The organism is Actinokineospora pegani (assembly GCF_009745975.1).
GTDB lineage: Bacteria > Actinomycetota > Actinomycetes > Mycobacteriales > Pseudonocardiaceae > Actinokineospora > Actinokineospora pegani.
In genome coordinates, this window is sequence record NZ_WHOL01000008.1 from 1 (window position 1) to 19,223 (window position 19,223).

17 protein-coding genes are annotated in these 19,223 nt (G+C 72.7%); 8 read left to right on the forward strand and 9 right to left on the reverse strand.

Annotated elements, in window-relative coordinates:
- Positions 1 to 144 precede the first annotated feature (144 nt).
- Positions 145 to 1,035 (forward strand): ABC transporter ATP-binding protein, encoded by an 891-nt coding sequence (locus GCL84_RS00295; RefSeq protein WP_156753277.1) that lies wholly within the window; start codon positions 145 to 147, stop codon positions 1,033 to 1,035.
- Positions 1,032 to 2,093 carry an ABC transporter permease gene (locus GCL84_RS00300; protein ID WP_156753278.1) on the forward strand — a complete coding sequence of 354 codons (1,062 nt, stop codon included), beginning with the start codon at positions 1,032 to 1,034 and terminating at the stop codon, positions 2,091 to 2,093. Before GCL84_RS00295 ends, GCL84_RS00300 begins: the two co-directional genes overlap by 4 nt.
- Positions 2,094 to 2,426: 333 nt before the next feature.
- Here the strand turns inward: GCL84_RS00300 and GCL84_RS00305 are convergent, their stop codons facing one another.
- The 8 genes from GCL84_RS00305 to GCL84_RS00340 form a co-directional block, all read right to left on the reverse strand.
- Positions 2,427 to 3,584: a hypothetical protein gene (locus GCL84_RS00305; protein WP_156753279.1), complete on the reverse strand. Its 1,158-nt coding sequence runs from the start codon at positions 3,582 to 3,584 to the stop codon at positions 2,427 to 2,429.
- A gap of 9 nt (positions 3,585 to 3,593) precedes the next feature.
- Entirely contained in the window at positions 3,594 to 4,709 is a 1,116-nt protein-coding gene (locus GCL84_RS00310) for a hypothetical protein (RefSeq protein ID WP_156753280.1), read from the reverse strand.
- Between the two features lie 37 nt (positions 4,710 to 4,746).
- A complete protein-coding gene (locus tag GCL84_RS00315; protein WP_156753281.1) occupies positions 4,747 to 5,079 on the reverse strand; it encodes a hypothetical protein in 333 nt (110 codons plus the stop codon).
- The gene (locus GCL84_RS00320) at positions 5,076 to 5,573 is read right to left on the reverse strand and encodes a YbaB/EbfC family nucleoid-associated protein (RefSeq protein ID WP_156753282.1); all 498 of its coding nucleotides are present in this window, start codon (positions 5,571 to 5,573) and stop codon (positions 5,076 to 5,078) included. The genes GCL84_RS00315 and GCL84_RS00320 overlap by 4 nt, the downstream gene beginning before the upstream one ends.
- Positions 5,574 to 5,730: 157 nt before the next feature.
- Positions 5,731 to 8,673, reverse strand: a complete 2,943-nt coding sequence (locus GCL84_RS00325) for an ATP-binding protein (protein WP_235925894.1) — start codon at positions 8,671 to 8,673, stop codon at positions 5,731 to 5,733.
- The gene (locus GCL84_RS00330; protein ID WP_197522905.1) at positions 8,670 to 9,302 is read right to left on the reverse strand and encodes a hypothetical protein; all 633 of its coding nucleotides are present in this window, start codon (positions 9,300 to 9,302) and stop codon (positions 8,670 to 8,672) included. Before GCL84_RS00330 ends, GCL84_RS00325 begins: the two co-directional genes overlap by 4 nt.
- On the reverse strand, positions 9,302 to 10,918 hold the full coding sequence (locus tag GCL84_RS00335) for a CATRA system-associated protein (RefSeq protein ID WP_235925895.1): 1,617 nt from the start codon (positions 10,916 to 10,918) through the stop codon (positions 9,302 to 9,304). Before GCL84_RS00335 ends, GCL84_RS00330 begins: the two co-directional genes overlap by 1 nt.
- Positions 10,919 to 10,920: 2 nt before the next feature.
- The gene (locus GCL84_RS00340; protein ID WP_197522906.1) at positions 10,921 to 11,511 is read right to left on the reverse strand and encodes a toll/interleukin-1 receptor domain-containing protein; all 591 of its coding nucleotides are present in this window, start codon (positions 11,509 to 11,511) and stop codon (positions 10,921 to 10,923) included.
- Positions 11,512 to 11,671: 160 nt separating this feature from the next.
- On the opposite strand from GCL84_RS00340, the gene GCL84_RS00345 reads away from it, so the two are divergent.
- Both GCL84_RS00345 and GCL84_RS00350 read left to right on the forward strand, forming a co-directional pair.
- Complete coding sequence (locus tag GCL84_RS00345; RefSeq protein ID WP_197522907.1) at positions 11,672 to 12,622, forward strand: SEFIR domain-containing protein; 951 nt, start codon at positions 11,672 to 11,674, stop codon at positions 12,620 to 12,622.
- A gap of 84 nt (positions 12,623 to 12,706) precedes the next feature.
- A complete protein-coding gene (locus GCL84_RS00350) occupies positions 12,707 to 13,402 on the forward strand; it encodes a hypothetical protein (RefSeq protein ID WP_156753286.1) in 696 nt (231 codons plus the stop codon).
- Positions 13,403 to 13,471: 69 nt separating this feature from the next.
- Here the strand turns inward: GCL84_RS00350 and GCL84_RS00355 are convergent, their stop codons facing one another.
- Positions 13,472 to 14,116 (reverse strand): biliverdin-producing heme oxygenase, encoded by a 645-nt coding sequence (locus tag GCL84_RS00355; RefSeq protein ID WP_156753287.1) that lies wholly within the window; start codon positions 14,114 to 14,116, stop codon positions 13,472 to 13,474.
- Between the two features lie 198 nt (positions 14,117 to 14,314).
- On the opposite strand from GCL84_RS00355, the gene GCL84_RS00360 reads away from it, so the two are divergent.
- From GCL84_RS00360 to GCL84_RS00375, 4 genes are all read left to right on the forward strand, one after another.
- Positions 14,315 to 14,986 (forward strand): Crp/Fnr family transcriptional regulator, encoded by a 672-nt coding sequence (locus GCL84_RS00360; RefSeq protein WP_156753288.1) that lies wholly within the window; start codon positions 14,315 to 14,317, stop codon positions 14,984 to 14,986.
- Between the two features lie 128 nt (positions 14,987 to 15,114).
- On the forward strand, positions 15,115 to 16,020 hold the full coding sequence (locus GCL84_RS00365; RefSeq protein ID WP_156753289.1) for a nucleotidyl cyclase domain-containing protein: 906 nt from the start codon (positions 15,115 to 15,117) through the stop codon (positions 16,018 to 16,020).
- A complete protein-coding gene (locus GCL84_RS00370) occupies positions 16,017 to 18,041 on the forward strand; it encodes a hypothetical protein (protein ID WP_156753290.1) in 2,025 nt (674 codons plus the stop codon). The genes GCL84_RS00365 and GCL84_RS00370 overlap by 4 nt, the downstream gene beginning before the upstream one ends.
- Entirely contained in the window at positions 18,038 to 19,216 is a 1,179-nt protein-coding gene (locus tag GCL84_RS00375; RefSeq protein ID WP_156753291.1) for a hypothetical protein, read from the forward strand. Before GCL84_RS00370 ends, GCL84_RS00375 begins: the two co-directional genes overlap by 4 nt.
- Positions 19,217 to 19,223 lie beyond the last annotated feature (7 nt).

Genomic DNA, 19,223 nt, shown 5'->3' on the forward strand with positions numbered 1-19,223 from the left:
AACCCGGTCAGGCGCGTCGTGGGCGGGTCGAGACGGGGTGAACGTTCTGGGCCGGGCCACTAGGTCATCCTCCTCTCGGAGGACACCCCGATCTCGGCCGGCAGCAGGACGCGCGGGCGGCCGATCGTCCATAGTGTCTGCACCATGTTGACGGTGAGCGGTGTCAGCCGCGGCTTCAGCGGCAAGCGCGTGCTCGACGACGTGAGCTTCGCGGTCAAACCCGGTCGGATGACCGGGTTCCTCGGGGCCAACGGCGCGGGCAAGACGACGACGATGCGGATCATCCTCGGGGTGCTGGCCGCGCACGGCGGCGAGGTGAGCTGGAACGGCGCGCCGCTGACCGGCGCGGACCGCAAGCGGTTCGGGTACATGCCCGAGGAGCGCGGGCTCTACCCGAAGATGCGCGTCGGCGAGCAGATCGCCTGGCTGGGCGAGCTGCACGGGATGCCCCGGCAGCGGGCGCGCGCGGCCACCGCGGACCTGCTGGACAAGCTCGGCCTGACCGACCGGGCCGAGGACAAGCTGGAGCAGCTCTCGCTGGGCAACCAGCAGCGCGCCCAGATCGCCGCGGCCCTGGTGCACGAGCCGGACATGCTGATCCTGGACGAGCCGTTCTCCGGCCTGGACCCGCTGGCCGTGGACGTGGTGCTCGGGGTGCTGCGCGAGCGCGCCGCCGCCGGGGTGCCGGTCCTGTTCTCCAGCCACCAACTCGCCCTGGTCGAGCGGCTCTGCGACGACCTGGTGATCATCGCCAACGGCCGGATCGCCGCCGCGGGCGGTCGCACCGAGCTGCGCGAGCGCTACGGGCCGCCGCGCTTCGAGCTGGTCGTGGACGCCGACGCGGGCTGGCTGCGCGACCACCCCGGCGTGCAGGTCGTCGACGTCGACGGGGAGCGCGCGGTGTTCGACCTGGCCGTCGCGGGTGACGGCACCGAGCAGTCGGTGCTGCGCGCCGCGCTGGACCGGGGCCCGGTCCACGTGTTCCGCCCCGTCGTGCCCACCCTGGACGAGATCTTCAAGGAGGTCATCCGATGAGCGAGTCGACCACTGGCGCGATCCGGCTCGTCGCCGAGCGCGAGATCCGCACCTTCCTGCGGGTGAAGGGCTTCTGGATCGGCCTCGGCGTGATCATCGTCGGCCTCTTCGCGATCTCGGTGCTGCCGAGCCTGTTCGGCGGGGACGCGACGCGGGTCGCGGTCGTCGGCGTGGCCGCCGAGGCCGTCCCGGGCACGATGGACGCCGTCGAGGCGCCGTCGGTCGAGGCGGCCGAGGAGCTGGTCCGCTCGGAGGAGGTCGAGGCCGCGGTCGTGCCCGACGGCGGGGGCCTGCGGGTGATCGCGCTGACCAACCCGCCGACCGACGTGCTGGGCGCGCTGACCACCGCCCCGCCGGTCGACCTGCTCGAACCCGCCGACATCGGCAGCGGGCAGCGCCAGCTCGTGGTGACCGTGTTCGGCGTGGTCTTCCTGATGTTCGGCATGGGCGGCATGGCCATCGCGCAGAGCACCGTGACCGAGAAGCAGACCCGCGTCGTGGAGATCCTGGTCTCCGCCGTGCCGGTGCGCGCGCTGCTGGCGGGCAAGGTGGTCGGCCACACGCTGCTGACGCTGGGACAGGTGGTCGTCTTGGCGCTGCTCACGCCGGTCGCGCTCAAGCTCGGCGGGCAGGACGAGCTGTTGACGCTGATCGCGCCCGCGCTGGGCTGGTACGTGCCGTTCCTGGTGCTGGGCTTCGTGCTGCTGTCCGCGCTGTGGGCGGTCGCCGGGTCGCTGGTCAGCCGCCAGGAGGACCTGGGGTCGACCACGGGCGCGATCGTGACGCTGGTGATGGTGCCGTACTTCCTGGTGACGTTCTTCAACGACAACCCGGCGGTGATGACGTTGTTGTCCTACGTGCCGTTCTCGGCTGGGGTGGCGATGCCGGTGCGGATGTTCGCCGGGGAGGCGGCGGTGTGGGAGGCGGTGCTGTCGTTGGGGATCGTGGCTGCCACCTCGGTGGCGTTCCTGGCGTTGGCGAATCGGTTGTACGCGGGGTCGTTGTTGCAGACCGGGGGGAAGATGGGGCTCAAGGCCGCTTGGTCGAATCCTGACTGAGTCCTTGTGGGGGCTGGGCGGGGCTGTTGTGGGCCAGCGTGTGCTGGATGGGGCCTGTCCCGGAGGCCGCGGAGTGTGTAACTCCACGAGACCGGTGTCAAGGGCGCCTGCGGCGTCGGCTTCGCCGATGGGCTGCGCCCACCCTTGACACCGGTCTCGTGGAGCTACGGGCGGCCAGGACTGGGTCGAGGCCCAGGGATGACAGAGCCGGTTTTGTGGGGCGTGGTGGTGGGGCGCTGGGTGGCGGGGGGCGCTGAAACCCTGCTAGGGCGGGGGTTGCTGAAGCGGAGTCGACCGGGGGGTCGGCTCCGCTTTGGTCTCTGGGGATGGTGGTTACTGTGGTTCAGGGGTGGTGGCTGGGCGCTTTTTGGGCAGCACGGTTGCCCGTAGGTAGGCCCACAGGACGCCTGCGCCGGTTATCACCGCGGTGATCGCCGCAGTGGCGCTGACGCTCACCACGCCTGCTAGTAGGGCGGTGATCGCCAGCCAGGACAGGGTGCGGGTGGTGAGGGCGCTGGTGCTCAGTGGGGGTTTGCCCGCGGCGAGGCGGCGGTCGTTGATCGCGTGGGTGAGGCGGGGGTGGCCTGCGAACCAGGTGCGGGTTGAGGTGTCCGCCGCCGTTGCCAGGGTGGTGAAGTCCTTGTCCGGCCAGGGGATGACGGCGGCCAGGCAGGCCAGGTGGCGGGCGTTGATGAGGGTGGCGGACTCGGTCAGGCGTCCGGCTGAGGTTGTCCACAGGGCGCCGTCGGCCAGGGCCACGGGGTGGGTTCGGAACCACGGGTCGTTGGCGATGTGGTGCTGCACGGCGGGGGTGAGGAGCAGGCGGGCGGTGTCCGGGTGCGCGGCGTGGACGGTGAAGCGGTCGCCGAGGGTGACCGCGCCCGTCACCGGTTCCAGTGGGCCTGCCGGGCGCACGGCCCCGAAGCGGTTGCGGGTCGCGGCGGCGGTCTCGGACGGCGCGGCGTCGGCGGGCGCGGGGGCGATCACGACGGCGGGCACGCTGGGCGCTCGCAACTGCACCATCGAATAGGTCGCGTCGAGCAGGGTGATGGCCTCGTCGAGCCTGCCGCCCTCGGCCACGCCGGGTCGCTCGCGGCGGTGGGCCGCGAACTGCACCGCCGACGCCCGGTGGCCCTGCCGGTCGAAGACCACCCCGGTCGTGATCTCGCCGCGGTTGTCGTCGTGGGCGACCGCGGCGTTGCCCGCGGGCAGGACGCCGAAGCCGGGGTCGCCGGGCACCACGGTCCCGAGCCTGCCCATCCACGCGGTCTGGCTGCGGCCGAGCCACCACACGAGGGCGGTGAAGGCCAGCGGCAGCAGGTCCCACAGCGACAGCCACGTGCCGTCGAGGGTGTACCCGGTGGTCAGGCCGCCGACCGGCCCGGCGACGCCGTAGGCGACCCGCGCGGGCAGCCACCACCCCCGCCGCTGGGCGGCGACGCCGAACAGCAGCGCGAGGACGGCGACGGTGTAGCCGACGGCGGGGATCACACCGGGACTCTAGAAGTCGAGGTTGCGGCTGGTCTCCTCGGCGGTGCGGTCGCCGCCGGTGCTGCTCTCGTTCAGCGCGGGCGGGCCGCCGCCGAGCTGCTCGGTCAGCTCCGGCCGGACCTCGCCGTCGACGCCCTTGGCCGCGCCGATGCCCGCCTTGATGCCCGCGCCGGTGAGGAACGGGGTGATGCCCGCGTGGGTGCCCAGCATGGTGGTGAGCACGCGCCTGCTGGGTTGCAGGACCTGCCTGCCGCCGGAGTCGACGATCTTGCCGATCCGGAAGTGCTTGGCCAGCCCCTCCAGCTTGCCGGAGATCTTGACCAGGAACGCCATGAACTGGTCGAGCAGCTTGCCGAACCTGCCCAGGTGCTTGGTGACCTTGGCCAGCACCGAGGCGGCCTTGGCGATCGAGGCGGTCATCGCCGCGGCCACCGAACCGCCGAAGCTGATCACCGAGGCGGCCAGCGCGGGCAGCCAGAGGGTGATCAGCCAGCTCACCAGCTCGCTGATGATCGCCTTGATCACCTCCTCGATGACCACCATGACGATCGACCACATCTGCAGCGTCTCGGCGACCGACCCGGCGCTGGACCCGACGCCCTCGATGCCCACGGAGAAGTCGGCCAGCGCCGCGCGGGCGGCGTCGGCGGCCTCGCCCTGCCAGTCCTGCAGCGAGGTGTCGCCGGTCGCGCGGAAGTCCTCGGCGAGGGCGACGAAGCCCTGCGCGATGGTGGTGAAGTTGTCCGAGGCGTGCCCGATCGCCGGGCCGTCGCCGCTGACCTGGTGCAGCGCGTCCTGCAACGGCTGCACCAGCTCCAGCAGCATGTTCAGCCCGTTGCTGACCAGCCAGCCGATCGGGTCCATGGCGAAGGTGGTGACGTCGACCGCCGCCGAGGCCACGAAGGCGCCGCCGTCGGTGGCGAGCTGCCTGGCGCCCGCGACCACGTCGCCGAAGTCCTCGGCCTGGCCGAGCTCCTGGGCGGTCTCGACGATGCTCTTGCCGCCCTTGTAGACGGTGCCCACGCCGGGCACGTGCTCGACGGCGCGGTCGAGGTTGGCGCCGAAGCCCTCGTCGTAGGCGCTGACGTCCAGCGAGTCGGCGATGCTGGGGTGCGGGTCGGTCACGAGTCTGGTCCCGTCGTCTGGGGCTGCTGGGTGTCGTCTACTGGCCGTCGACCATGGCCTGGTGGCCGCCGAAGGTCATGACCGCGGCGTCCTCGGTGCCCTGGTAGATGGCGGCGGTGTCGCGCATCGCGGTCTGGATCTGCTCGACGCCCTGCTTCATCTCCTCGAGCAGTGACCGCAGCTCGGTCAGCCGCTCGGTGTAGCCGGACTTGGCGAAGGCGCCCATGACGCCCCACGCCTCGTTGCTCACGTCGGCCTCGTCGACCAGGCCGCCGAACTTCCCGGCCTCCTGGTCGTAGTAGCCGAGCTGGGTCGAGTAGGCGCTCAGCGCCTCGGCGTAGACCTGGTTCTGCCCGGTCGGGGGACTCATCGACCGCCTCCTCGCCGCTGGTCGTAGATGGACCCGTCGCCGAAGTCGTCGAAGTCCTCGTCGTAGTCGCGGGGCTGCCGCGCCGCGCCCGGCTGTGACGCGGCGTCCGCGGGCGCGGTTCCCAGCGCCTCCGCCTGGATCGCGCGAACCTGCTCGCCGGTGGCGAGCCCGAACGCCCCGCCCACGGTCTCGTCGACGATGTCGGCCTGGCGGCGCGCGGCCTCGGCCACCGCCTCGCGCAGCGTCGCCATGATCATCTCCGACAGCGCGGGCGCGGGGCGGCGCAGCGCGTCCGCGCCGAGCTGGATGTCCTTGACCATGCCCCCGGCCCCCGCCACGACCCGCACGGTCCGGTCCGGCGAGGTGGCCGTGACCTCCAGCTCCGCGACCCTGGCCTGCATCTCGCCGACGCCGCTGAACTTCGCCTCGGCCGCGCTGATCCTGGCCCGGAACCTCTCGAACTCGGCGGTGAGCCGCTCCAGCTCAGCAGACACCCTGCACTCCTCGCTCCGACTGTGGGACGGCCAGCATGCCAGCCGGGTCCGACAGCCGCGGGGGAACCCGGGAACCGTTCACTAACCCAAATCCCCGGCGGGCGGGGTCGGCCGTGGACGGTGGGTCCCCCCGTACGGCGTCCCGGGTGGACCGCTGTCAGCGGCGGGCGCGGTCGAGGACGTCCTCGACCCGCAGCGGGGCGGCCGGGTGGTGGCTCAGGCACAGCGGCGTGGTGACCCGCCGGAACCCGAACGCCTCCCCGGACACGTAGAACTGCGCCCGTCCCAGCGACGAGATGTCGGCGACCTGGCTGCCCTTGGCCCTGGCCAGCTCGGTGGCCGCGGTGATCTGCGCCGGGCTGTTGAGCCTGCCGAAGAACTGCGTCATCGCGTTGCCCACGACCTGGTTGTGCAGGCCCTTGGGCGCCTGCGTCGCGAACAGCAGCCCCAGCCCGTACTTGCGCGCCTGCGCGGCCAGCACGATGGTGCTGCGGGCGCTGGGCGTGAGCGACCCGGACGCGGCGAGGGTCTGCGCCTCGTCCATCACCAGCAGCGCGCCCAGCGGCCGGTCGCCCGCCGGGTTGCGCTTGGCCCAGGCGAACAGCTCCATCTGCAGCCTGCTGACGAAGCTCTGCCGCTGCTCCTCGGCGGGCAGGCCGACGAAGCTGATCACCGACACCCTGGCCCGCTTGCCCTCGGCGGGGGTGAGCAGCTCCCCCGGGTCGGCCGGCTCTCCCCCGCCCGCGAACAGCGGGTCGTTCACCGCCGCCGCCTTGAGCGACTCGGCCAGCTCCGCCGCGATCCGCCCCGCCCCCGCCAGCGTGCTGACGCCCTCGGGCAGGTCGGACAGCAGCTCGACCAGCCCGGGCAGCCCGCGCGCGCCCGAGCGGGCGTAGTGGGTGATGGCCTGCCGCAGCACCGCCTGCCCGATGACCGCCTTGCGCGTCGTCCCGGTGACCCGCACCTGCGGGGCCACCGTCGCCACCGCGACCTCGACGGCCGCGGTGAACTCGTCCTCGTCGTCGAGGGCCTCGGCGAAGTCGGGCAGCGGCCGGAACGCCAGCGGCCGCCCCGCCGCCCGCCCCGGCGTCCACACGACCACGTCGGTGCCGTCGAGGTACCGCCGCGCGGCCTCGGCGTCCCCCGGCGCCCACCCCGACGGCGGCCGCGGCCACGGGTCGCCGAGCCGGGCCAGGTCGTTGTTGGGGTCGAGCACGATCGAGGAGACCCCCAGCAGCGCGCACTCCTCGACGATCCGCCGGAGCAGGACCGTCTTGCCCGAACCGGACCCGGCGAACACCGCCGCGTGCTGCCGCAACGCCTCGGGCTCCAACCGGATCCGCTCCCCGGTGCCCTCCTCGACCCCCAGCAGCACCCCGCCCTCGGCAGGCGCGGGCCCGGGGGCCGCCCGCCCGGTCGGCAGCACCTCCGAGAGCAGGGTGGTGCCGCTCGCGGGCCGCCGTTCCACCACCCAGTCGTGCAGCCCCGCCGGGTTCTCCCGCTGCAGCTCGCGCAGCGCCCAGAAGGTGCGCAGGTCCTCCTGCGCGATGCCGAGCCGCAACCCGCCCCCGGCGTCGAAGCGCTCCAGCTCGGCCACCGTCTTGTCGCCCTTGGACCACTCGCGGTTGCGCAGCACGATCAGGTGCCGGTCGCCGGAGCCGAACCCGATGGCCGAGCTGGCCTTGCGGAACCGGCTGAGCACGGCGATCGGGTGATCGACCGAGATCGTGCGGAACCCCCAGTGCTCCTCGATGTCGGCGTGCTCGTCGAGGGTGCGGATCAGCATGGCGTGCAGCTCGTCGTTCGCGCCGTGCCAGTCCCGGTAGGCCCACTCCAGGTCGTCGTTGCCCACCTCCTGGATCCAGGAGCGCAGCGCGGCGGCGAGCACCTCCGGCATCAGGTCGTCCTCGGCGGCGGGCGTCAGCAGCCGGTCCGGGTCGGCCTGGGCGCGCAGCGCCTCGAACGACTCGTCGAGCTGGGCGAACCGGTCGGGCGGGGTGTCCGCGCGCAGTGCGTCATCGATGTGGCGGTAGACCAGCCGCAGCACGTCGCGCGGGGAGGGCGCGCCCCACGCGGCCTGCTCGAACAGCTCCGGCGGGACGGGCCAGGTCGGGTGCGGCGGGGTGAACCCCAGGTCGGCGTAGGCTACCCCGAGGCGGCGCTCGGCCAGCCTGCGCCCGACGTCGGGGTCGAGCACCCGGCCCAGGACGCTGGCCTCGCGGAAGCGGTCGGGGACGGTGTCCGCGGCCCGGTCCTTGATCAGGTCCCAGGTCTCGGGCAGGCAGGTCAGCACGGTGAGGGTCCGCCTGGTGCGCTCCCGCAGCCCCATCAGGCCGTCGGCCACGGGGGCGACGAGCTCGCGCTGGGCCAACAGCCCGTCGAGCTGGTCGACGCCGATGACGACGGGCCCGGTCAGCGCGAGGAGCCGGGTGACGTCCTGGACCCGCCGCGACGCGTAGTGGTTGCGCGTCCGGATGCCCCAGGCCTGGCGCTCGTCCGGCTCGAACTCGTCGTCGCCGCCCAGGTAGCTCTCACCGATGTGGCTGTGCCCCTGGCCGTAGAGCACCATCGCGCGCAGGGCGTCGCCGCACTCGGTCGAGAGCTGGCGGTCCACCGCCCGCAGGGCTGTGACGAGGGTGTCGAGCTTGCCCCGGTCCAGCTCGTGCCCACCCGCGACGGCGGCCCTGGTGGCGGGGTCGACCCCGAGCCGCCGGCACAGCCGGAGGACGAACTCGCCCAGTTGCGTGCCGCCGGAGCTGTGCGGGCGCAGCAGGCCGCTGCGCACGGCCACGGCGGTGTCGTCCCAGAAGTCGCCGCCGGTGGTGGCGGTGGAGAGGAAGAAGTAGCCGCCCGCGCCGTGCGCGCGCCCGCGGATGGTCCCGTGCAGGTGGGTCTTGCCGATCCCCTTGGCGCCTTGCAGGACCAGCCCGATCGGGCTCGACCCCGTGCTGTCGGCCGCGGCCCGGATGCCGCGCTCGACCTGGGCCGTGGCGGCGCCGTGCAGGCCGTCGACGTGGTAGCGGGAGTCCTGCCAGACGGTGTCGGGTGTGTCGGCCCAGTCGATGTGCAGCTTGGCCAGCGCCTCGCTCGGGCTGATCACGACCGCTCCACCGCCAGCTTGTGGTTGTCCTCGCCGCCCACCCGCACGGCGGCGGCGTGGTCGGCCTCGGTGAGGACCGCCCGGTCGGCCTCGGGGACCAGGTGGACCCTGCCCTGCTTGAGCATCGCCACGAGCACCGCGTCGACGTCGGCCTTGGCGGCGCCGTCGAGCAACGGGCGCAGCTCGGCGAGCCGGACCCACGTGCCCCTCCCGGCCAGCGTGGTGTGCGCGGCGACGATGGCCCGGTCGAGGTCGGCCGGGTCGACCTCGGGCCGGAACACCTCGGAGAGGGCGAGCCGCTCCCGGCGCAGGTGCCGGTCCAACCCGGCCAGCAGCAGGTAGAGGGTGGGGCCGAAGTGGCTGCGGGGCCGGGGCGGCGGCGGCTCGCCCTGGCCCATCTCCTCGACGCACCACCGCAGTCCCGGCTCGGTGATCTTGTGCGCGTAGGGCCTGCCGACCTTGGCGACCTGCTTGCTCTCGACCAGGCCCGCGGAGTTGAGCAGCTTGCGGTCGTCGCCGTCGAGGGTGAACCCGACCAGCTCGCGCAGCTCCGGGTTCGTCACCTCCCGCGCCAGCGCCATGAGCACCAGCAACGCGGCGCTCTGCTTGTGGGTCAAGCGGTCTGCCATCAGGTGTCCCTTTCCTTGGTGCGGGTGCGCAGCAGGGCGGCGGCCCCGCCCACCGCCTCGGCGAGTTCGGGGGGCGCGGCCACGCGGTATTCGTCCACGCGCGACAACCGGGGTCTGAGCAGCACCGCGAGGTCAGCCGCAGCCCGCCGGGACATGGCGTCGTCGCCCGCGGCCAGCGCCCCGTGCAGGTCGGCGAGCACGTCGTCGACCAGGTCCCACAGCGCGGGCCGCAACCGCGCCTCGGCGAGCTGTGCCAGCAGGCCTGCCAGGTCGACGGCCGCTTCGTCCTCCACCAGCGGGACATGGCCGCGCAGCCGGTCCGCCAGGACGGCGGCGACCTCGGCGGGCCCGCGCGCGGGACCGAGCCGCACGTGCCGGAGGTTGGCCAGGAAGCCGGGAAGGGTCTCCGGGTTGGTGTCCTGGGTCAGGACGAGGAAGACCCGGCGCTCCTGCCCGATGGTGCGGGTCATGAACAGCTCGGCCTGCGACTCCTGCCACCGGTTGACCTTCCGGTCGATCAGCACGCACAGGTGCCTGCCCTCGACCTCGGCCCTGGCCAGGGTCGACACGTCGCCCGACAGCGACCGCGCGGCGTTGACCCCCAACCCCCGCAGCCCTTCCACCAGCAGCCCCGCCACCGCCCTGTCGTCGTGGGCGGCGGCCACCACGACCTCGTGCGTGAACCGCTTGCCGTGCTCGCGGACGGCGGCCACGAAGGCGTCCCGGTTCTCCCCCAGCATGTTCGTCCGGTCGAAGTCGTGGGCGATGAGCGCGGCCAGCGTCTCGATGGCGTAGCTGACCTGCCCGGGCGTCGGGGTGCGCTCGGTGATGACCGGCAGCTTCTCCCCGAAGCTCCAGTGCGCGACGTAGGGCACGGTGAACTGCCGAGAGACCACGTCGACCGACACGGTGCGGTCGAGCCACCCCCGGTAGAGGTCCCTGGTCTCGGCCAGGCACCGGGCCCGCCAGTCCTGGGAGACCCCGTACTCCTCCCGGCTGTCGAACCGGGACAGCACAGGCAGCGCCGTGAGCCGGGAGCGGTCGTAGGGCAACAGGTCCCGGGCCACCTCCGCCCGCCGGGCCACGTCCACGACCCCCTGCACGCTCTGCAGGTTCGCGGTGAACAGCAGCACGAGCCGGTCGGGGAGCTGCGCGGTGCAGATGCCGCCGATGTCGGAGATCCCGGTGCGGCTGTCGACCAGCACGAAGTCGTACCGCTCGACCCACCGCTGCCTGCAACGCTCGAGGTAGTCGCCGAACCCCCGGTCGTAGAGCCCGGCCCAGTCGACCGCCTGCAGGCTCGCCGCGTAGTCGTCGTCGGTCCGGCCCGCGGCGAGCAGGTCGAGCGTGCGGTGGTCCGGCAGGCTCACGACGTGGTCGACCGGTGGGCGGTCCGGGTCGCGCTCGAAGTCCGCGACCAGGTCGACGACCCCGCCCGTGGGCTCCCGGTCGACGAGGTCCCGGAAGTACAGGTGCAGGCCCGGCGCCTCGAGGTCCCAGTCGACGCAGAGCACCCGGAAGCCCCAGCGGGCCAGCAGGACGGCGGTGTTGGCCATCGCGAAGCTGCGGCCCACCCCGCCCTTGTAGGAGTAGAAGGTGACCACGGTCCCCGGCACGCTCACAACCTCGGCAGCGCGGGGACCAGCGGGTCCTCCGGCGCCGGGGTCCGGACCGGGAAGTCCGCCCGCCAGGACGGGACCCCGGCCAACACCGCGGTCAGCTCGACGGCGAACTCCCGCAGCAGGCGCTCGAACCCCAGGTAATCAGCACTCGACTCGAAGAAGGCGCCCCCGTACGCGTATTCGCGGCAGTCCTGCGGTGTGCGCTCGTGCGCGTAGGACGGGTAGGTTTCCGAATCGCCGAAGATCACGGGGTGGATAAGGCCGTTGGGGATTTTCCGCGATGCCATTCCCAGGACCCGTTCCCGTTCCTCCATCGACTTCCACTCGGCCATGCACCACTCGTCGCGGAAGTAGTTGGGCGTGCACACCGGGATCAACAGCCTGGCGCCCAGCAGGGCCCGCTCCAGCAACCGCGGCCACCTGTCGCCCGACCGCGTGCCTGCCGGGGTGAAGACCGCCACGTCACCGATGTTGTCCTGCAGGTACCGCTTGAGCATCGGGGCGAAGTGCCGGGTCACCCACTCGGCGACGTGCGCCGCCTTGCGGTCGAAGCTGATGAAGACGTCGTACTCGTACACGCTCGCCACCGACCCCCTCGGCCTGTCCGGTCGGGCCGAGACTAGGCGCAGCGACGGCGGCTCAGGCAGTCTCGCGGGGGCGACAAAAATACGACAAATGCTGCGCGGCGCGCCGTCGGAGCGGTGCGCGCAAGCAAAATCGAGCGCAGTCCGACGCCGAGGGGACGCGATGCCCGCACCGAAGGTCTTCTACAGCTACTCCCACGACGACCGCCACCACTCCGCCCGGGTGCGCGGGCTCGCCGCGCACCTGGAGCGGGAGGGCGCCGAGGGCTGGCTCGACCAGTGGAAGGACCACCACCGCACGGACTGGTCCTGGCACGCCGACCTGATGCGCGAGGCGGACTTCATCATCGCGGTCGGCTCACCGCAGTACCGCAGGCGCGTGGACCGCACCGCACCGCCCACCGAGGGCCTGGGCGCGCAGCACGAGGGCCAGATCCTGCGCGACCTGATCACCGAGGACCAGGCGGCGGCGCTGCGCAAGATCCTCCCGGTCGTGCTGCCCGGCGGGACGATCGACCACCTGCCCCGGCTGCTCAACCCCTACTCGACCACGCGGTTCGACATCCCGGAGATCTCCCCCTCCGGTCTCGCGCCGCTGATCCGCGCCATGACGGGCGTGTCGGTGCACCAGCCGCCCCCGCGCGGGGTGTGGCTGCGCGACACCGCCCCCACCGGCCTGCCGCGCGTCGCCGAGGAGCACGGCCCGGTCCTGGTCGCCGAGGAGGAGCGCTGGCTCGAGCACAACAGCCACGCCCACGCGGGCAGGACCCGCATCGCGGGCGTCGAGTACCCCGACAGCATCATCGTCCGCCCGCGCGGCCCGCTGCGGGCCCCGGCCTTCGTGGAGGTGGCGGTCACCCGCGACCGGTTCACCGCTGTGGCCGGGGTGCCCGACGACGCCACGGAGGCGTTCCAAGTGGGCAGGTTCCGCGTCCTGGTCGACGGCGCGGTCCGCTGGGAGGGCCGCGCGGGCCACGGCGGCCCTACCCACATCGACCTCCGCGTGCGCGGCGCGAAGCGCATCCGCTTGGAGGCCGAGCGCCCACCCGCGTTGCCCGGCGCCACCGCGACCCGTCCCCCCGAGTTGGCGTGGGGCGACCCGACGCAGGTGTGAGGCTCGGCCCTTGTCGCTCGCGGCGGTAACGTCCTGTGACCCACACCGATCCCCCCAGCAGGCACGGCCGAGGGGAGACAGGCGATGGGGTCCGGGGCGCGGCGGGCGGGCGACACGGTACGACAGGTTTGGAGCCTCTGGTACGTCGTGGTGCCGTTGTTCAGCCTCGGGCTGTTGGCCTTCGCGCCGTTCGTCCACGCGGCCGTCCGGCTGCGCAGGCCACGCCTGCTGGGCTGGGTCGCGGCGTTCATGGGCACCTCGGGACTGGCGTTCTACATGGGCGGGGTGCCGGAGGGCTCGGTCAACCCGGTTCTGGACGCGGGCGCGGTGGTCATGGTGTTCGGTGGCGCCGTCGTGGCCACCGTCCTGGCGGGCGGCCTGCGGCGCGAGGTGTACGCGCTCCCCCCGATGCCCGTCGCCCCGCAGGCCCCGGCGCTGCCCGGCCAGTGGCCGCTCGACCCGGCGGTGGCGGGCGTGCTCCGGGCGCGGGCCCGCCGCGCCGAGGCCAGGCAGTTGGCCGCGGGCGACCCGCTGATGGCCCGCGAGCTGGGCATCGGCCGCCCCGACGTGACCCGCGAGTACGACGACGGCGGCCTGGTCGACCTGGCCAGCGCCCCCGCGCACACCATCGCCGAAGTGCTCGACCTGACCGCCGAGCAGGCCGAGGGCATCATCGCCGTCCGGGCCGCCGCGATGACCGTCGACGACGTCTTCTCCCTCACCGACCTCCCTGTCGACACCTGGGACCGCATCCGGGACCGCTCCATCGTCATCCGCTGACCTGACCTGATTCAGCGGCCGAGGTCCTGACAAGAGCGACGCCCGCCGCATCTATTGCAGCTTCAACTATCAGCAGTGCACGGCCGCCAGGTCCGTGAAAACCGCCCGGTTGAGCCGAAAGGCCGCGTTCGCCTCGGCCACCACCCCGGCCCGCCCCTGCTCGCCCCAGGACGTCGCGCTCAGCAACTCGCGATACCGGTCTCGGAACGGCTTGACCTTCCCCACCCCGTCGAAGTCGCAGAACCGCACCCCGTCGTCCGCCAGCCCGTAGACCTCCCGCATCCGCCGCCGGATCACCTGCCCACCCGACAGGTCTCCCAGGTACCGCGTGTAGTGGTGCGCCACGAACGCCGCCTGGTCGTCGAAGCACACCTGCCGAATGCGATCCACATAGGACTCGGTGGCCGCCAGCGGCCGCAGCCCCGCACGCCACCCAGGCCCCAGCAGGAAGGCCAGATCCGCCGCCAGGGCGTCGCGCCGCAACAACCCGTCGACCACGAACCCGCCGATCACCGGGTCCCCCCGCCACCGCTCCCCGGCGTCCTCCAACACCGCGTAGAACAGGTAGCTCTGACCCAACATCCCGGCGTAGGCCTCAATCCCCAACCGCCCCGCTAACAGGGACTCAACGAACACTGCCCGCTCAGCGCGCTCGTGCTCCTCCCTGGTCCCCTCGCGCAGCCTGGCCGCGAAACCCTCGCCCACCGCAGTCATGCACACCGTCCTTACAAGGGTGCCTAACCTAACCAGGCGGGCAAACCCACCCAGAACCAGGCCGATTTCCGCCACAACCCGAACACATGCCGTAACCACCGTGGACAATCGGCGTCGACATGTCAGCCCTTGATCCATTTGGGTTAATTGAGCACGGGTCAGCCTCGCTTCGCCGGTGGGCGGCTGTACAGATGGTCCGTGATCAACACACCTCCGCCGCCCCGCGGGTTCCACGCGCTCCTCGGGACGGAGCCGTGGCGGGCGCTGCTGCGCACCGGGGTGCCACGGGAGTTCCGGCGCGGGGCGGCGCTGCTCCGCCAGGGCGCGCCGGGGACCCACGTGCTCCTGCTGCGGAGCGGCCGGGTGAAGATCATGGCGACCGACGCCGACGGCAACGGGGTCCTGGTCGCCCTGCGCGGCCCCGGCGACCTCGTCGGGGAGTTGGCCAGGCTGCGGGGGACGCGGACAGCGACGGTGATCGCCATCGACGCGTGCGCGGCCGTCGAGGTGGCCGCGCCGGATTTCGACCGGTTCCTCGACCGCGGGGAGCACTGGAGGCGCTTGCAGGAGTACTCGTTCACCAAGGTCACCGAGACCATGCCGTACCAGGTGCAGACGGTGCACCTCAACGCGCGCCAACGCATCGCGCGACTGGTGCTCGAACTGGTGGCGCTCGCCGATCCCGGCGATCCGCACCGCCTGACGATCCCGTTCTCGCAGGAAGCCATCGCCGAAGCGCTGGGAGTCGTGCGCAGCACCGTCAGCGAACAACTCGCCGTGCTGCGCGAGAGCGGGGCGCTGGGCGCCGGTCCGCGCCTGGTCGTCGCCGACCTGGACGACCTGGCCAAGCACGCGGGCCTGCCGAGTTGACAGTGGGCCGCGTCACAACCTGACTGTCCGACGCCGGACAACGATCACCACCGCGGACGACGAGCCTGGTCATGCCCGCCACGGCACACCGCCGCACACACCACCGCTTTGCGACAGAAGGAGAACCCATGCCGCTCGAGAGCGCCGACCCGGCCCCGCTGCCGCCCTACACCGCTCTCCTCGCCGTGGACGTGAAGGACTTCAGCGGCAGACAGGGCCGTGACCACGCCCGGGTCACCGAATCGATCCCGGCCATCCTCCGGCAGGCGTTCCGCCGCGCGGGGCTGGTGGACCACTGGGACGGCAACAACTTCGAGGACGGCACCGGCGACGGCTACGTGGTCGGCTTCCGCCCGCCGGTGCTGCCGTTCCTGCTCAACCCGTTCCTGCCCGCGCTGCAGGAGGAATTGGCCTACCGCAACAAGGTCCACCCCGACGCGGACCCCGGCGCGCCGCTGCGGATGCGCGTGGCCGTGCACGTGGGCCCGATGACGGGCTCCGGCGCCAACCCCCTGAGCCGGGGCAGCGGCGCGTCGCGGGTCGAGGCGCACCGGTTGCTCGACGCCGACCCCGTGCGCGACCTGCTCTCCCGCTCCACACCGGTCACCTGCGTCGCCGCGATCGTCTCCGCCCGCGTCTTCGCCGACGCCGTCGAGAGCGGGTACACCGGCGAGGACCCGGAGCTGTACATCCCCGCGCCGGTCAAGGTGAAGAGCTACGAGGGAACCGCCTACCTGCGCGTGCCCGCCCCGTCCGGAGAGCTGCTCGCACACGGGTTCCGCGGTGCGGACCCCGACATGGACCAGCGGGAGCGGTCGTCCGCCGAGCCGGAGGTGCGGAGCATCAGCAACTCGATCGACCAGGTCCACGGCAAGGCGGTCCAGACGGACTCCTACACCGACAACCGGCAGGGCGGCACCGGCGACATCATCGGGGACCACAACCGGGTGGCGCCCGGCGCCCAGGGCACCGTGCACATGGGCGACACCTACTCCCACGGTCCCGCGCCCCGCCGTCCCAGGCGCGCACGATGATCGACGAACCCACCACCACCCACCACGACCACCGCAGCGGCGGAACCGGGGAGGTCCGCGGCAACCACAACCGGGTAGCCACGGACCCGCGGGGGACTGTGTACCAAGGCGACATCTACAACAACTGGGGAAACCCGGACTCAGCCGACCCGGTGCCCAGGCGTGAGGTGAGCGCGACCCGCCTGGACCTGCTCGCGAAGAAGTTCGCGCCGCCGTCGGGGATCGATTACGCCCGTGCCCAGGCCAAGCTCCGCGAGCGGGGCGCGGTGCTGATCACCGGACAGCCGGGAAGCGGCAGGCACACCGCCGGGCTGATGCTCCTGCACAACTCGGGGAAGGGCACGGGCTCGTTCCAGGAAGTGGCGATCCTCCCGGAGAACGGGGAGTTCACCACGGTCCCCCAGGCGCAGACGGTCCAGGACGGCGAGCGCCTGCTGCTCGACCTGACGACCTGGAACCGGGACGAGCTGCGCGCCGTCGAGCCGGTCGTCAAGGGCTTCCACGCCGCGGTGGAGGCCACGGCGTACCTGGTGATCGTGCTCCCCAGGGACCACGGGGACGCGTGGCGCACCGACTTCGTCGGCCTCCTGGAGATCGGGTGGCCGAACCGCCGCCTCGCGTTCCAGCGGCACCTGGCGGCCGAGGAGGTGGCGCTGCCGGACAGCGCCCTGCTCAACCCCGACCTCGCGGACCGCCTGCGCGAGGGCAGCATGGGCGAGATCGCCGTGCTCGCGCAACTGGTGCGCGCGGCACGAGATCGCCGGGGCGGGAAGGGTGATCCCCAGGCCTGGGTGTCCGAGGCCGTCAACGCCCTGACCGACCAGCGCGAGAACGCCGAGGAACTGGTGGGTCGAGCAGCGGACGGGCGGGGCAAGACCCTGCTGTTCACCGCCGCGATGCTCCACGGCTCCTCGGTGGACGAGCTCTTCTTCGCCGAGCAGAAGCTGTTGACGCAGGTGGACTACCCCAGCGGCGACACGCACGCACTCGACCAGAAGGACTTCGCCCAGCGGTTGGGCGACGCGCGCATCGAGGTCAACGACAGCGGGCGCGTCGGTTTTCCCAAGCTGGGACTCGACGCGGCGCTGCGGAGGTACTTCTGGTCGGCCATGCCCGCCCAGCGCCCGGCGTTCCGCGAGTGGGTGGCCAAGGTCGTCGCCACCCGGGGCGTGACCGGCGTGCACAAGCGCGATCTGGTCGAGCGGTTCGCGGACCAGGCGCTCGCCTCGGGATCGGCCAAGCACGTGGTCAGGTTGGCCGAGCGGTGGACCTACCCCGCCGTGCAGGTCGACTCGGATCTGTACGCGCTGGCTGAAGCCCTCCTCTTCCGCGGGCTGACGCACGAGCGGCAGGGGCAGTACTTCCGGCAGCAGTTCTACGCGTGGGCGACGAGCTCGACGACGAATCCGCCGCTCGCCCGGCTCGTGATCAGGTTGTCCGAGGACGTGCTCGCCCCGACCTACGTCGATCAGGCGCTTGTCCGGCTGCACCACCTCACCGCGCACGGCGACCGGTCCGTGCGGGCGGAGGCGGTCGACGCGCTGCTCCGCCTGTCGCAGGCGCCGAGTTTCTGGCACAGGGTCATGTACCGGCTCCACACCTACAAGGCGGGCTCGGCGCTCCCCGAGTCCGATCGCGCCCTGTTCACCGGGCTGGCGGGGATGGACGTCCTGCCCCGGGCTCGCGGCGGGCTGGCGAGGGCCCAGGTCCGCGATCAGCTCGCCCACTGCTGGAGGGCACTGCTGGCACAGCCGCTGGACACGACCCCCGTCCTAATCGGACAATGGCTCGGCACGGGCGATCAGCGCCTGTGGTCGATCATCGTCGAGGCCGCCGACGGCAGGCCGCAGCTTCTCTCCGCCCTGCACGGCACGGCCGACCGCTGGCGCGCGCAAGCGGACGAACCACTGGATCAGCGCGCGCGCCAGGACGTCGTCGACGCACTCGGGGCGGCGATCGACCGCGCCCTGGGGCTGGACTTCCTCGAACCCGACCTCGCGACGAAGGGCACCGGACAATGAACGACAGCAACAAGATCCTCGGGGCGGCCGCGGCGGGCGCGGTGCTCGTGCCCCTGTTCGCCGCCACGGTCCTCGACCCACCTACCTGGCTCATGGTGACGCTCCTGCTCGTGGCCGTGGCGGTGTTGCTAGTGGTCGTGGGCAGGTTCATGACGAGCCTGCGCGATCACGAGACGCAGTTGCGGAGCGCCCGGATGGACAGCTTCCCCGACCGGCAGCCCACCCCGCCGCCCCCGCCGATGCCGGAGGAGACCCCGCAGGAGGACCGCCTCGCCGCGGTTCCCGTGCCGAGTGCCGTGGCCGACTACCGGTTCACCGTGTCCGCCACCGTGCGCTGGACCCAGACGCTGAACGGCAGGCCCGTCGTCGGCGAGCCGTCGGCGATGGTCAAGCAGATGGTCCTGGACCGCATCTGCGCGATCACCTCGACCCGCCAGCCCACCAACCCCCTGCTCGTGCAGCACGAACTCGCCGCCGACCTGGGCCTGCGGCGGCCGGACCGCAGCGGCACGCTCGTCGGCTGGGCGGTCGACATCGTCCTGGCGCTGGACGACGACGACGCCGAGCGGCTCACGCGGCTGGCGTCCCTGCGCAAGTCGGAGCAGGTCTGGGAGCACGAGCGGCGCTTCGAGATCACCAAGCGCGACTACCTCGGCAACGACGTGCTCAAGTCGACCGGCAGCGCGGTGGTCTGGCGCTTGGCCCAGGACCACAAGATCGTCGAGACCGTCGACCTGATCGACACCATCACCCGGCTCACCGCCGCGGCGAACGACGAGAGCGTGCCGCGCCCCCTGGAGCCCGGAGCCCCCGCCCAGCCCCCGATCGACGCGCACGAGGCGCCCGACCGGCCCGGGTTCGGGGCGCCCCTCGACCTGGGCGAGCAGGGCCCGCCGCCGGTTCCGCCGGTGGTCGCCCTGGCCGACGACGTGGCCGACCGGGGCACCGACGACCAGCGCGACCTGTTCGTGCGGCAGCTCGCGCGGCTGCTCCGCGCACACGACCGGGCGGACCTCGCCGACCTGGTCGACCAGCGCCCGGACCACGCCGAGGGCCACCCGGCCGAGGACGCCGCCGGCGCGGACGCGTCCGACCCCGACACCGCGGGGTCCGCGGACGCACCCGCGCGACCCTGGTCCGACCAGCCCGCCGCGTCCGCAGGCGAGCCGGGCTAGGCCGAAT

Coding starts and splice junctions, on each gene's coding strand:
- GCL84_RS00345 (WP_197522907.1), top strand. CDS start 11,672: ATGCCCGCACCGAAGGTCTTCTACAGCTACTCCCACGACGACCGCCAC.
- GCL84_RS00315 (WP_156753281.1), bottom strand. CDS start 5,079: ATGAGTCCCCCGACCGGGCAGAACCAGGTCTACGCCGAGGCGCTGAGC.
- GCL84_RS00375 (WP_156753291.1), top strand. CDS start 18,038: ATGAACGACAGCAACAAGATCCTCGGGGCGGCCGCGGCGGGCGCGGTG.
- GCL84_RS00350 (WP_156753286.1), top strand. CDS start 12,707: ATGGGGTCCGGGGCGCGGCGGGCGGGCGACACGGTACGACAGGTTTGG.
- GCL84_RS00355 (WP_156753287.1), bottom strand. CDS start 14,116: ATGACTGCGGTGGGCGAGGGTTTCGCGGCCAGGCTGCGCGAGGGGACC.
- GCL84_RS00330 (WP_197522905.1), bottom strand. CDS start 9,302: ATGGCAGACCGCTTGACCCACAAGCAGAGCGCCGCGTTGCTGGTGCTC.
- GCL84_RS00300 (WP_156753278.1), top strand. CDS start 1,032: ATGAGCGAGTCGACCACTGGCGCGATCCGGCTCGTCGCCGAGCGCGAG.
- GCL84_RS00295 (WP_156753277.1), top strand. CDS start 145: ATGTTGACGGTGAGCGGTGTCAGCCGCGGCTTCAGCGGCAAGCGCGTG.
- GCL84_RS00370 (WP_156753290.1), top strand. CDS start 16,017: ATGATCGACGAACCCACCACCACCCACCACGACCACCGCAGCGGCGGA.
- GCL84_RS00365 (WP_156753289.1), top strand. CDS start 15,115: ATGCCGCTCGAGAGCGCCGACCCGGCCCCGCTGCCGCCCTACACCGCT.